General features: G+C 43.9%; 12 protein-coding genes. 10 read left to right on the top strand and 2 right to left on the bottom strand.

Features of this window, described 5'->3' with window-relative positions; all coding sequences use genetic code 11:
- The first annotated feature begins 65 nt into the window (after positions 1-65).
- Both gcvT and OCV37_RS18085 read left to right on the top strand, forming a co-directional pair.
- A complete protein-coding gene (gcvT, locus tag OCV37_RS18090) occupies positions 66-1,202 on the top strand; it encodes a glycine cleavage system aminomethyltransferase GcvT (protein ID WP_038181419.1) in 1,137 nt (378 codons plus the stop codon).
- 101 nt (positions 1,203-1,303) lie between these two features.
- Positions 1,304-2,329, top strand: a complete 1,026-nt coding sequence (locus tag OCV37_RS18085) for a S1 family peptidase (protein WP_084717467.1) — start codon at positions 1,304-1,306, stop codon at positions 2,327-2,329.
- Here OCV37_RS18085 and OCV37_RS18080 read toward each other — a convergent pair.
- Positions 2,288-4,048 carry an EAL domain-containing protein gene (locus OCV37_RS18080; protein ID WP_051680551.1) on the bottom strand — a complete coding sequence of 587 codons (1,761 nt, stop codon included), beginning with the start codon at positions 4,046-4,048 and terminating at the stop codon, positions 2,288-2,290. The two genes, OCV37_RS18085 and OCV37_RS18080, sit on opposite strands and share 42 nt — an antisense overlap.
- Positions 4,049-4,117: 69 nt before the next feature.
- On the bottom strand, positions 4,118-4,594 hold the full coding sequence (locus tag OCV37_RS18075; protein ID WP_038181423.1) for a CreA family protein: 477 nt from the start codon (positions 4,592-4,594) through the stop codon (positions 4,118-4,120).
- Between the two features lie 244 nt (positions 4,595-4,838).
- Here OCV37_RS18075 and OCV37_RS18070 point away from each other — a divergent pair, with 244 nt between their 5' ends.
- From OCV37_RS18070 to OCV37_RS18035, 8 genes are all read left to right on the top strand, one after another.
- On the top strand, positions 4,839-5,333 hold the full coding sequence (locus tag OCV37_RS18070) for a hypothetical protein (RefSeq protein ID WP_038181426.1): 495 nt from the start codon (positions 4,839-4,841) through the stop codon (positions 5,331-5,333).
- A 196-nt stretch (positions 5,334-5,529) separates the two neighbouring features.
- Positions 5,530-6,726, top strand: coding sequence for an acetate/propionate family kinase (locus tag OCV37_RS18065; protein ID WP_038181429.1), 1,197 nt, complete (start codon positions 5,530-5,532; stop codon positions 6,724-6,726).
- 190 nt (positions 6,727-6,916) lie between these two features.
- Positions 6,917-7,378, top strand: coding sequence for an IS200/IS605 family transposase (gene tnpA, locus OCV37_RS18060; RefSeq protein WP_261855926.1), 462 nt, complete (start codon positions 6,917-6,919; stop codon positions 7,376-7,378).
- 702 nt (positions 7,379-8,080) lie between these two features.
- A complete protein-coding gene (locus OCV37_RS18055) occupies positions 8,081-9,952 on the top strand; it encodes a methyl-accepting chemotaxis protein (RefSeq protein ID WP_169739381.1) in 1,872 nt (623 codons plus the stop codon).
- Between the two features lie 246 nt (positions 9,953-10,198).
- Positions 10,199-11,206 carry a LacI family DNA-binding transcriptional regulator gene (locus tag OCV37_RS18050; RefSeq protein ID WP_038184752.1) on the top strand — a complete coding sequence of 336 codons (1,008 nt, stop codon included), beginning with the start codon at positions 10,199-10,201 and terminating at the stop codon, positions 11,204-11,206.
- Positions 11,207-11,224: 18 nt separating this feature from the next.
- The gene (locus OCV37_RS18045; protein WP_038184755.1) at positions 11,225-12,478 is read left to right on the top strand and encodes an ABC transporter substrate-binding protein; all 1,254 of its coding nucleotides are present in this window, start codon (positions 11,225-11,227) and stop codon (positions 12,476-12,478) included.
- A 60-nt stretch (positions 12,479-12,538) separates the two neighbouring features.
- Complete coding sequence (locus tag OCV37_RS18040; RefSeq protein WP_038184758.1) at positions 12,539-13,525, top strand: carbohydrate ABC transporter permease; 987 nt, start codon at positions 12,539-12,541, stop codon at positions 13,523-13,525.
- A 76-nt stretch (positions 13,526-13,601) separates the two neighbouring features.
- Positions 13,602-14,423, top strand: coding sequence for a carbohydrate ABC transporter permease (locus OCV37_RS18035; RefSeq protein ID WP_390902305.1), 822 nt, complete (start codon positions 13,602-13,604; stop codon positions 14,421-14,423).
- Positions 14,424-14,425: the final 2 nt, after the last annotated feature.

Genomic DNA, 14,425 nt, shown 5'->3' with positions numbered 1-14,425 from the left:
ATTTATAAAATCAGAAATAAGGTCTGCTTTGCCGGACGATCGGACGTATGAAAAGGGAGAACCACATGTCATCTGAACAAGAAAACCAGTTGCTTTTGAGAACGCCGTTATATGCTTTACACCAAGCGTTTGGCGCAAAGATGGTACCGTTTGCCGGGTATGAGATGCCGGTTCAGTATTCTTTAGGGGTCAAGAAAGAGCATTTACATACCCGTGATGCGGCCGGTCTGTTTGATGTGTCGCATATGGGGCAGATCTGCCTGAAGGGTGAGGGCGCGGCACTGGCGCTGGAATCACTGGTTCCTGTCGATGTGGTTGATCTGCCGGTTGGGAAACAGCGTTATGGCTTTTTGACGAACGAAAATGGCGGGATCCTTGATGATTTAATGATCGCTAATCTTGGCGATTGTCTGTTCGTGGTGATCAATGCTGCCTGTAAACAGCAAGATATCGCACATTTGCAGCAGCATCTGCCTTCCCATCTGATGCTGGAAGAGATGGCGGATCGGGCTTTGCTGGCATTACAAGGTCCGAAGGCTGCCAGTGTATTATCGCAATTGGCACCTGAAGTGGCAGAGATGCATTTTATGGATATCCGCCGTGTGCCGTTGTTGGACGTTGAATGTATTGTCAGTCGCAGTGGTTATACCGGGGAAGATGGCTATGAAATTTCTGTTCCGGCCGATCAGGCGGAGCGACTGGCGCATCATCTTTTAACATTCGATGAGGTCGCTTTGATTGGCCTCGGTGCGCGGGATTCGCTGCGATTGGAATGTGGGTTGTGCTTGTATGGCCATGATCTGGATGAAACCACAACACCGGTAGAAGCTAGTTTGCTGTGGGCGATCAGTCCGGTGCGCCGGACCGGTGGTGCCAGAGCCGGAGGATTTCCCGGGGCGGCAGTGATTCTGGCACAGATTGAACAACAATCCGCACAGCGTAAGCGCGTCGGGCTGGTCGGCCAGACTAAAGCACCGGTTCGGGAAGGCACCGTGTTATTTGATCAGCACGAGCGGCAAATTGGTATTGTGACCAGTGGGACGTCCGGGCCAACCGCGGGGCAGCCGGTTTCGATGGGATATATCGCCAGTGAGTATGCGGCTCTCGGCACGGCGGTTTTCGCTGATGTGCGCGGTAAGATGCTGCCGATGACGGTGACTAAAATGCCGTTTGTTCCGCAGCGTTATTATCGTGGCAAATGATATCAGTACATCAGATTGGAAAGGAAAATACAGAAAGTATTTTCCTTTTTTTTTGATGTCGTTATGATAAATCATACTTTTGTTAATGGTGAAATATTATAATGTTTTCAAAGTGGATGCGCACAGTTCTATGCTGTTGTAGTTTAATCTCTTCACCTGTCTTTTCGAGTGATATCTCTCCTTATATTGTCAACGGCACGGAAACATCGGTGGCCTCTTACCCTGACTTTGTCAGTCTGTTTTATGACCGGACTGCGTATGATGGGATGTATGGCGGGCATAGTTTCTGTGGTGGCACCCTGCTGACTAATCAGTATGTATTGACGGCCGCACACTGTATTTTCAGCGGCGGCAGTATCAATGAAGAGTTCATGCTGTTTATGACCGTCGGGCAGACTAGTGATGAAACGGACTGGATTTACAACATTACCCCAGTCAGACCGGCTGAGTTTTACTATTTCAGTTCATTCAGCGATTCGGAAAGTGACCTATGGAAAAACGATATTGCGATCATTAAACTGACATCACCGCTCAATACGAGCGGCACGGTCAATCTTCCAACGAATGAATCTTATCGTAGCAATACCGAGAGTTTTACCGCCATTGGGCATGGTAATACCACCACCAATACCACCACCTATAAATTGTTAAAAACATCCATGAGTTATGTGGATCAAACAACCTGCGCTGCAAAAAATTCCGGGTTACATGATTCTCAAATTTGTTTTTCCGGCGGGACATCACCCACGATGAATAATGGCGTTTGTTCCGGCGACTCCGGCGGCCCGATCTACTGGGATGACAGTGGGACACTGCGTCAAATCGGGATTACCAGCTTCGGGCCGACGATCTGTGGTGCTGGCTCGGTGACCGGTGTTTTTACTGAGGTTGCCGATTATAACGGTTGGATCACCAGTGTTTTGAATGGCAGTACCGCTCCCAATTATATTGCAACAGATGCAAAACGTCTGGCGTATTATCAGACGCGGATTTTATCTCAGCCTGATAGTGTCACAGCGAGTCGTGGCTCCGGTGGCGGCGGTGGTTCGATCGGATGGTCTGTGTTGGGGTTACTTCTTGCTATTTTAGGATATCGATGGAAGGGGTTGGCGTCTGCCATTCGATGAGGCAGGCAGACCCATCATGTTCGATGGGTTGTAATTGATGGCGGCTGCAATCGATAATGGTTTTGCAAACCAGTAACCTTGCAGGTGAGAAGCGCCCATTGCATGGAATTGACGTAACATATCACTGTTTTCAATGCCTTCAATGACGACACTGATATGTTCTTTCCTGCACAGTTCGATTAAGAATTCCAAAAACTGGCAAGAGTTATGATTTTCCATGGTCTTCATGGAGAAATATCGGTCTATTTTGATTTGAGCAAATGGCAGATCAAAAAAGCTGTGGATAGAGCTGAAACCTGCCCCGAAATCATCCAGAGACAGCAAAAAGCCCAGATCATTGAGCCGGTTGATCTGTTGCAGCGCATATTTATGCTCATCCAGAATGACGGTTTCAGTCAATTCAAGAATGATCGAATCAGGGGTCAGGCCTGATTCTAATGTGATTCGTAACATTTCATCGGGAAAATTACTGTTCAATAACTGTAATACCGACACATTGACGTTTACCCGGGCGCTTGCGTGATTTTTGACATTATAGTGACTGATGAACTGGCACGCCTTTTCAAACACCTGATAACCCAGCTCAACGATGAGCCCTTTATTTTCAGCCACAGGGATGAATTCATCGGGATAAATATGGCCGTAATCTTTGGAATTCCATCTGACTAAAGCTTCGAAGCTGGAGACTTTTCCAGTCTTGGTATCAATGATCGGTTGGTATTTCACCGAGAGGCTACGGTTTCTTAACGCATTTTTTAAACCGCTTTCGATATAAAAATAACGGTCAACTTTCTTCTGGGTATTCCCTTCATAAACTTCGATCTGAGACTGACTTTGTTCATTGGCGAATGCACATGTGCGGAAGGCAATACTCAGGATTTCTTCCCCCTGTAATTGAGGGTCACAATCGGGGTAGATCCCGATACTCATCCCATTGGCAAACAGGGTATTTTGTTGTGCCATACAATCCTGATACCCGAGAATGAATCGGGTACACATCATCCTGAGAGAATGGTGTGGTACAGAATCTCTAAACAGTACTGCGTATGTATCTAAACTGACCCGGTAAAGCGTTGCATTGTCCTGCGGGAAAATTTTGGCGGCTAGTTTGACATTGGTAATCACATTTTTAAGCAGGTCGGACCCATATTCGATCAGATAGGATTGTAATTCATGAATCTGAATATAAATGACCGAGAAACTGCTCGGTGCTGATTGAACGAGTAAATCCAGATCCAACAGGAGTTTTCTCAGATTGAACAGGGCAGAACTGTCATCATAGAAAGCGGCTTCTTTGAGATAGTTCTCCATCATTTTTTTGTCCGAGATATCCCGGTGACTGCCGACGATGTAGGTTTCACCATTCTCGGTTAAACTGACAGCACTGCCCTCGATCCACAAATACTCACCGTCTGTTTTTTTGACCCGGTACTGCGTCAGCATGCGTTGTGCAGTCGTGCCGACATGCTCATTGACCCGGCTGATTAATAATGCCTGCTCGTCAGGATGAACCAGTGCATACCACTCAGAGAGATGAATTGTCGGGGACTGAATACCAAACTGGACATAGAAATTAGGATTATAGAATGTCAGAAGACCTTCCGCATCCATATGAAATATCCCCTCACTGAATACATCAAAAATATGGATGAGGCGTGTTTTATATTCATTGTCGGGCGGCTGAACTTGTGATACCGCTTCCCTCAAGTCTTTTTGCATGAAATTGAAGGCTCCCTGCAGCCAGTCTATATGCTCATCAATATTATTCGCCCATATTCGTGTATTGCATTAATGATTCGGCTCTGAAGGTATTTGATATGCTTTTGTGCCCCACAGCGGAACCGTGGAGATACTGTGTTTGAAGCTGCCGGAAGTCTCTTTGGTTGAGTAAGAAATATAGATCAGCGTTTGTGTCTTCGGATCATATATTCTTCGCATTTTCATTGACTTAAAGAAAATACTTTTGGATTTTTTAAAAATCACTTCACCCGAATCGGACTTGTCAATTTTTGCGATCATTTCAGGGGTGATTTCCCCTGTCTGTCGACAGGCGATCGATGAATCTGAGGGATCGGATAGACTGAGATCAGCTTCAATACTGGCAATATGACAGGTTACTCCGGTGACGATAGGGTCAATAAGCTGATTGATTTTGATATCTTGAGTTGTGAACAGGCCTAAACTGACATCACCTACCTCGCTGTTATCACAGGCGGTGAGCCCCAGAGAAAGTAGTGATGCAATGAATATATTCTTGAGTCTCATGTTTGGTTTCCAGCCGTCAAATGAGTGTGTCCATCATATCAAGATATTTAAGGATTCCCAAATAAAGCGAGCTAGAATAAGGCATTACCGTCGCCTTGTTGATCAACTCTATGGCTAAATAATGTTGACTTATCGGGGACGTTTCTACCATGTCATCAACATAAAGACGACTTTTATCCCCTTTTCGGGACAGATTCGAGTAAGATGGCCATCTCTCTCCCTAATACTCAAATCATAGGGTTTTATGAATATTGCACAAATAAAAAACCAGTGGTTATCGGCGCAAGTTGATGTTGCATATCCAACTCCCCTCAGTTTGGTCGGTCGCGATCTTTATCTGGCATCAGTCCGGCAGTGCACCTATCAACCTATCGAATTCAAGCGTGTTGCTGAATTGAAAACTCAGGAGGTCTATCACGTTGACTTTCATCGTTTGACCGTCATGTTTGCTCAGCTCCAGGCGGAACAATACCGTGCAGCGGCAGAAAAAGAAGCGATCATCGAGTTCTTTACACAAATTATCTATTCTCCGCCTTGTGAGTTGTTTCTTGGCTTTGAAGGCGGTGAGCCTGTGGCAGCGGGGATTTTAACTCAGGCGGAAGCGACGGTTTTAGTCTCTGATTTAGTGATTGCGGAGGCCTGTTCGGCTTACGATGCGCCGCTCGATTTTGCCTGCCAGATCTTAAAGCATGCTCAAGTGGACGAGGCCGCTGATGTTTATGTGGCGTTCAAGGCATAGACTGACGGATTGAGTTTATTCATATTTTTTGAGTCCGAAAATAAATTATTCCTTGTTCTTGATCATAAAAAAATGGCTTAAGAATTATGTGGATTAAAATAAAGTTGAAACATTCAAAAAATATTGAATAATGGATGCGTTGATTGTTAGGAGAAGCATTTGCTTCAATATTGATTTGAATACAGGATAAAGCCTTATGTCGAACTCGTATGTGTTGGTCGTTAATTCAGGTAGTTCATCCCTTAAATTCGCGGTGATCGACTCTCAAAGCGGTGACGCTATTGTCAGTGGTTTGGGTGAGTGTTTCGGATTGTCCGAGGCGGTTATCAGCTGGAAATATCAGGGGGAAAAAACAGAGGAGACGATCGATTATCCTGATAATCATCACCAACATGCGGTGGATCGGATTGTCAAACTGATTGATGCGCTTGGATTCAATGACAAAATCATCGCCGTCGGCCACCGGGTCGTTCATGGGGGTGAAAAATTCACGTCAACAGTGCGAATCAATGAACAGGTCATTACTGAAATTGAGCAACTGGCAGAACTTGCACCTCTACACAATCTGGCCCATGTCAAAGGAATTCGTGCTGCGATTAAAGCATTTCCTTCGCTACCGCAGTTTGTGGTGTTTGATACCGCATTTCACCAAACCATGCCGAAAAAAGCCTACAGAGATGCCATTCCGACTGAGCTTTACGACCAATATGCGATTCGCCGCTATGGTTTCCATGGCACCAGCCATTTTTATGTCAGTCGTGAAGCGGCAAAAATGCTGGATAAAGATATCAATGACACCAATGTGATTTCTGTCCATTTGGGGAATGGCGCATCGGTCTGTGCCATTCGGGATGGTCAGAGTGTCGATACCTCGATGGGATTCACCCCACAAGCCGGCTTGATGATGGGAACGCGGTGCGGTGACATTGATCCGGGCATCATTGAGTTTTTACTAAATAAAGGCTGGACACAAGAACAGGTGTTCGACACTTTGTATAAAAAGTCGGGTTTTCTGGGGCTGTCCGGTCTGACTTCCGATGCCCGTGGGGTATTAGAAGCCATGGAACAAGGTCATGAAGATGCCAGACTCGCATTTGAAGTGTTTACCTATCGCGTTGCAAAATATATTGCTTCGTACATGATTCCGCTACAGCGGGTTGACGCGATTATATTCACCGGTGGGATCGGTGAAAACTCACTGCCGATTCGTCGCGAGATTCTGAATTATCTACGTGTATTCGGCTTCGTAGAAGATGAAGCTGCGAATGAAGCCGCCCGGTTTGGTCATTCCGGCGTGATTGCGCATTCTGAAATACATGATGCGGTTGCGATGGTCATTCCAACCAATGAAGAGTTGGTGATTGTACAGCAGTCCGTCGCATTGTTAGATTAATTGATCTTCAAGTCGGGAAGGCCAACTGTGAATCCGGTTGGCCTTTTTGTATAGAGAAAACCCCCAGCTAGGCTGGGGGTTCCGTAAAGCTTACAGCTATAAGTCAGTTATATAACCCCTTTCAATTTGATAAAAACGTCTTGTGGTCTGGCAACTACAAGAGTTAATTAAGAATTGAAAGGGGGTCCCAATGGGGGACGAAAAGAGCTTAGCGCACACGCGCTGGAACTGTAAATACCACATAGTGTTTGCACCGAAATATAGAAGACAAGTGTTCTACGGAGAAAAACGTAGAGCAATAGGTGAAATATTGAGGAAACTATGTGAATGGAAAAATGTGAACATTCTTGAAGCGGAATGTTGCGCGGATCATATCCACATGCTTTTAGAAATACCGCCCAAAATGAGTGTTTCAGGGTTTATGGGGTATTTGAAAGGTAAAAGTAGCCTAATGCTTTATGAACGATTCGGTGATTTGAAGTTTAAATATAGAAATCGAGAATTTTGGTGCCGAGGTTATTATGTAGATACGGTAGGTAAAAATACGAGCAAGATACAAAATTACATCAAGCAGCAACTAGAGCAGGATAAAATGGGAGAGCAATTGTCGATCCCGTATTCAGGTAGCCCGTTTACGGGCCGCAGGAAGTAGTCATATGCAAATGTCAGATCACTACGCGCCTGCTAGGGCGCTGCTAGTAGGAGAGCCTTATAGGCGCATATGAAAAACCACCGGCTATGCCGGTGGATACTTTTTTTTATTTTTATACTCATCACTTCTTATATCCACCACCTTTCGCCCCTGCCTAACCCGGCCTCAAGACATCTGGATAACGGTGCTCAGGTTTATGAAACGTTTTCAGAAACATGAAAACATTTTCAAATAATAGATATTTAACCTTACCACAAACCTCAGATTCTGTGATTGTTTTCAACTTTCTTCATCCAATATCATCAAGCCTGTTTTGATAACTGTTTGAATTACATTAACTTGTCTGATGAATGTTGAATTTTATAAATTAATGTGAATTCTAACGATGTTTTCAGGTGTTTCATTGTTTAATATTTTGAACAGTCAAGTGATTTGAATATTATCTTGGCGAGTTTTTTTCAAGACTGTTTATTCTAATTATTTTAAGGCACGCTTGTGCCTTTTTTTTACTCATGGATTTTTTACTTACAGTCTTTTTTGTTCACAGTCTTTTTGTTTACAGATATTGAAGAGCATAATATGAACCTTAATTTGATTGTTTCTAGAGTTTATCTGGGGTTTTTTACTATTATTTTAATGATGTTGATTTCAGCAGGAGCATTATTAAATAGTAATCATAAGGTTTCTGGCAACATGGAATTTATGTTGAAACAATCAACGCCATTTATATTACGTTCGGGGGAGCTGACGATCAACTATTTGGATATTGATCGTAGCATGATGTCATATTTATCAACACTATACCCAGAAGATCTGGAGCCTTTAAGCCAGTCCATCCATCAGTCGATGCAAGATTTTCAAACCAAACTCGCATGGTTTAAAAAACTCCCCGATCCCGATCATCATATTGGTCAGTTTGTCGAACAAATAGAATCGACTGCCATGAAGACATTTAAAGATATTAATATGATATTGAATGGGTATAAAACCTATTTAGAAACGAAAGATAAGAATATAAAGCAGCGGGCATTACTTCAATCGCTGATTATGCAAATTAATAATAATTTGTTAGAAAATCTTGCCGCGGCAAATCAGTCTGATGCACGTCAGTCAATTGAAGCGCTGTTGACCCAAATTGGGTTATTGGTTGGTGAAGTCAATGAAGCATTTTCTTTACAAGATGTGATTGAAACACGCGCATTAGAGCGACGCTTTAAAATCCGCAAAACTCGTTTGGACAGTGCGATGACAACCTTCCAGTCGGCATCGTCAGCGTTCTTTCGTCAAAGCGAAACATCACTGAAGCTGCTTGGTCAACAAGCTTTCTCCGCGGAAGGTGCTGTGTCAAAGCATATTGCGATGGTTGAAATTTATGATCAACTGACAGCACAAAAAGAAGCTGTGAAAGTCGATATTGATACCCAGTTGAAAAATATTGATGCCTTTTCTGCATATGCCACTCAAATTGCCGGGCAGCGCTATGCTGACTCAACGGCTCAGGCCAAAGAGTCGGTGATCACGCTGGTGATATTGTCGATTGTATCCATCGTGATAGCACTGTCGATCGGCATTGTGATCGCGACAATGATTCGCAGACCGAGTCGACGTCTGCAACGCGTGCTGGGTCAGGTTGCGGAAAAAGACCTGAGCTCACGAGTCGATGACCAAACCAATAATGAGTTCGGCATGTTGTCTAAAACCGTCAATATGGTCATTGATGATTTATCCCATATTATTCATCAAATCCGCTCGACCGCGAAGCAACTGAATCATGCATCTCTCGATAATCAACAGACTAGTGAAGCGCTCAGTCTTGCCATTGTCGAACAAAATTCACAAACCGCATTGACAGCGAAGGCAATGGAAGAAATTGAGTATACCGTGAGAGATATTTCAGAGTCGGTCAGCGAGACATTATCGATTGCAACGGTTGCTGTGAACGATTCCAATTCCGGACAGGTGTTGATGAAAAAGAATGTGGAGCTATTAAATCATTTGTCTCAACGCCTGAGAGATTCGACCCAAACCATTTATCAGTTAGAAAGTTATTGTGCCGGTATCGAGTCAATTCTGGATATTATTTCTAATATTTCTTCACAAACGAATTTGTTAGCACTCAATGCGGCTATTGAAGCGGCAAGAGCAGGGGAGCAAGGTCGCGGTTTTTCTGTCGTCGCGGATGAAGTGAGAGGGCTGGCGGAAAAAACAACGGCAAGTACCCAAGAAATACAGACCAAAATTGAACAGTTGCAACAAAGCTCGGTTTTAGCGGTGAAACAAATATCAGAATGTGTTGATGATATGGAAAATTGCATCACGCAGACTCAAGATGTGGATGCCTCTTTAACTCAGGTCCATGTCAATCTGAATAAAATTGAAGAAAGAAGCCATAAAATATCGGCTTCGACTGAGCAACATCAGTTTGCTGCAATGCAAGTAAAGGAAAATATTAATAAGATTCAGACCTTGTCTCATCAAAATATGGTTCGCTCCGAAAACTTAGCCGAACAAAGTAAAACATTGGAACAGATGGCGGAACATCAATCGAAACTCACATCCTCATTTAAATTATGATAAGCAATTCCGTTGGTATTGGTGGTGAATAAAATAAAAGGAATCAATCTGTAAGACTTTTTATGGCACAGATAATGGTCATCGTTCAGATGTGAAATGGTTTCATGACAGATTGGAAAACTGTAAAGCCTTTCAATTTTTTCTTAATCGCCAAATAAATATCGGGTTTACCGTGATTAGCGTCACGCTTACGCGGCCAATAATCTTGAATACTCAGGTTGTAAGCGATTTCAAGCAGAGGTTCATTTGGTCACGATTAAACATGTATCTGAACGTGCAGGTGTCTCACAAGCAACTGTTTCCCGTGTTATCAATGGATCGACCCGTGTCAGTCGGGAAAAACAGTTGAAAGTTGAAAATGCAATTAAAGAATTAGGATATCGTCCTAATTCTATTGCGCAAGCATTGGCTTCCAGCCGCACGGAAAGTGTTGGTATTGTCGTCCCGGAATTGGGTGGTCCATTTTATTCAGGCATATTGCAGAGTATTGAAGGGCAGCTACGTCAACTTGGTTATCATGCGGTGATTACTGCCGGTTCTAATACCGAGCAGAGTCAAAAAGAAGCGGTTGAATTTCTCTTGGGCCGCCGGGTTGATGCTTTAATTCTTCACACACAACAACTCGATGACGATTATTTAATCATGTTAGAAGAACGAGGGCTTCCGATTATTTTGATTAATCGGGTTGTGCCTGAAATGTTGACCAGTTGCATTGATATCGATAATGAAGCCGGTGGTTTATTAGCTACACAATATTTAATCAAAATGGGGCATAAAAATATTGCCTGTATTACCGGTCCACTGAATAAATCGGATGCCAGAGGTCGCTTACAAGGTTATAGAAAAGCGTTGGAAAATGCAGGGTTGGAATATAACGAAATGCTTGTTTCTGAAGCCGGATTTACTGAAGAAACAGGGATGAGTGCCATGAAAAAGTTGCTCAACCGAGGCTGCCCGTTTTCCGCTGTATTTGCCGCCAATGATCACATGGCATTCGGGGCGCGTGAAGTGCTGACATCGATTGGTCTTTCTGTACCGGATGATATTTCGTTAGTTGGTTTTGATAATATTCTTTTTGCTCGTTATCTTACTCCGGGGTTAACGACGATTGATTTCCCGATTGAGAAAATGAGCAAAGAAGCAGTAAAACTCGCGATTCATAAACTCAATAAAAATAAATCAGATGTGAATCTTAAACTTGTACCTTCTCTAGTGATTAGAGATTCAGTCAAGAACGTAATAAATACCCTATAAGTTATTTAAGGATAAATGATGAAAATAAAAGCCTTAGCACTCACCTCGGCTGTACTGATGGGAATCGTGTCTGCGCCCTCTTTTTCTGCTGATGCGGATAAGAATATTCGTTTTGATGGATTTCCGGATTTTGATAGCAGCCTGAAAGTGATATTACCCGATTTTGAAAAAAAGACAGGGATTCATGTCGATACCCTGATGAATAACCACGGTGACCATCATACCAAACTCACCACCAACCTGGCGACAGGCTCGGGGGCTGGTGATGTCATTGTGGTTGATGTTGAGAAAATTGGCCCCTTCGTGGCGTCCGGCGGGCTGGTTGATCTGTCTAAACAATATGGTGCCGATCAATACGCAGACCGTTTCGCGCCTTATGCCTGGTCTCAAGGTAAAGGGAGTGATGGGGATATCTACGGGATGCCCGTCGATTTAGGCCCGGGTGTGATGTATTACCGTACCGATATCTTCAAAAAAGCCGGCCTGAAAGTGGATGATGTCATTAAAAGTTGGGACTCATACATTGCTGCCGGTGAAAAACTGAAAAAAATGGGTATCCAGTTAATTCCTTCTGCGGCTGATGTTGCGCAAACCATTATTTTTACCACGGTACCAGAAGGCGAAGGCATCTATTTCGATAAAAACGGTAAATCGGTTGTGACATCCGAACGCTTTGTTCATGCGTTTCAGGTAGCCAAAGAAATTCGTGATAAGGGTTTAGACGGCCACATTCTGGCATGGTCAAACGAGTGGTATGAAGGTTTCCGTAAAGGGACTTTTGCGACGCAATTGTCAGGTGCTTGGTTGCTGGGTCATTTGCAGAACTGGATCGCTCCGGAAACTTCAGGAAAGTGGGCCGTTTCCCATTTACCGGATGGGATTTACGGTAGCTGGGGCGGATCGTTCTTATCGATTCCTAAGCAATCTAAACATCAGGATGAAGCGTGGGAACTGATCAAATACATGACCACGAATCGTGATATCCAGTTGAAGCACTTTGCCACGATTGCGGCATTCCCTGCCAATATCACCACCTATGATGACGACATGTTCAAAGAGCACATTGCTTTTCTTGGTGGTCAACAGGCACGTCTGTTATTTGCTGAAGTGGCACGCAATATCAAACCGGTTCAACCATCAAAAGGCGACCACATTGCTCGCTCGATCATTTTTGAAAATGCATTGATGGAAGTCCTTGATGAAAATAAAGATATCAAAACTGCTCTTCAAGAGGCGGAGCGCCTAATTAAGCGTCGTACTCGTAATCTTTAATTTATGTATCTGTAGGTATACAAGGAAGTCTGATGACTTCCTTGTAAAGAGGTTGTAATTATGAAGCATTCGTCAAGAGATGAAAGTAAATGCCCATCGGATGAGCGTTTTTTAAATAAATGTTTGAAAGCGCTTACACCCTATGGTTTTTTATTCCCATTTTTATGTATTTTCTCAGTGTTTGGTATCTTTCCACTCGTTTTCTCTGTCTATCTTTCATTTCACACATGGAACCCCGTTGAAGGTTTGGACGCGATGAAATATGCCGGGTTTGAAAACTATTCAGTGGCTTTAACCGACCCATGGCTTTGGCGTTCACTTAAAAACACATTCTGGCTCGCAATTACTTCCGGTGTTGCGCAGCACTTAGTCGCAATTCCTGTGGCTTATATTTTAGTCTCAATGGCTGATCGATTACGCCATTGGTTAACGTCTGCTTATTTTCTGCCTTATATTACGTCCACCGTTGCTGCATCACTGATCTTCTTTAATATGTATTCACCCAATTCGGGGATAATTAACCAGACGCTGATGTCACTTGCTGATAGTTCTTTATTCGGTTGGGCTTTTGAGTGGGTGAAACAATTCCAGCCAATTCGCTGGCTTGACGATGCCACGATGGTGAAACCGTCGATTGCCATTATGGTGTTCTGGAAATATACCGGTTTCAATATTGTTTTATATACCACGGGTCTGATGACCATTCCGAAAGATATTTTAGAAGCGGCACGCATGGATGGCGCCAATGCTATACGTCGTTTCTGGAGTATTTCACTACCCATGATTCGCCCTTTTATCTTCTTTGCTGTCACCATGACGATTATCGGTAACTTACAGCTATTTGAAGAACCGTTTGTGTTAACCCGTGGTACCGGCGGAACCGGACAGTCAGGTTTAACGATTTCAATGTATCTCTACAAAGTGGGCTGGGAATGGTTACAAATGGGCACCGCCTCAGCAATCTCATGGCTGCTGTTTGCCCTGATTGCGACATGTACTTTGATTCAATTTTTCTTCTTCGGCAAGAAAGGACTGGGGGAACAATAAAATGTTGATGAACTCATTAGAGACGAAACCTTCGGGCCTGAGTGCTTTAAAACCGAGTGACAGAACCATTGCGATCATGACGAAATTCGTCATTGTCATCTTAGCGGTTATTTTAATTATCTCTGCCATTGTGACGGTGTTTCCGTTTGTTTGGTCGGCGCTGTTATCAACCCGTGACCGGACTGAAATTTTTGGCTCGGGAATTAGTTTTGCGATTGGGGATAGTTTGGCGTTCAACTATGCCAAGCTCCAAGAAATCATGCCATTTTGGCAGGCGATGTTTAACTCGATCTATGTCGCCTTTCTGGGGACCGCAATCTCACTGCTATTTTGTAGCATGGGTGGGTATGCGTTCGGCGTGTTTCAGTTTAAAGGTAAAAAACTCCTGTTCGGCATGTTAGTCGGTTCGATGATGATTCCACCGGCTCTGAGTCTGATTCCTTACTTCATGATTATTAAGTTTCTTGGTTTGTTAGATAACCATATCGCAGTCTGGCTGCCGTTTACGACCACCCCGTTCGGGATTTTCCTGATGCGTCAGCATATTGTTGCTTCTGTGCCGAAAGAACTATTAGAAGCCGCGAAGCTCGATGGTTCCGGTCAGCTCAGAACGTACTGGAGCGTTGTTTTACCGCTGATGAAGCCTGCTTTAGCGACATTAGCTATCGTCCAGTTTGTCTTCTTCTGGAATATGTTTATGCAGCCGCTGGTGGTCCTGACAACGCCCGATCATTATGTCATTACACAAGCGCTGCGTAGTGTTCAGGGGATCCCGAATACCCCTTGGGGCGCGGTGATGCTAGGCACAACAATTTCGATTCTGCCCCTTGTCGTGACTTACTTATTTGCGTCTAAACAGATGATCAGCGGGCTCACATCCGGTGCAGTCAAAGGTTAAGG

Source organism: Vibrio rhizosphaerae, from assembly GCF_024347095.1.
In the GTDB taxonomy this organism is placed as follows: domain Bacteria; phylum Pseudomonadota; class Gammaproteobacteria; order Enterobacterales; family Vibrionaceae; genus Vibrio; species Vibrio rhizosphaerae.
Note: the sequence above shows the minus strand (reverse complement) of the source record. Positions and strands in the feature narration are given on the sequence as shown.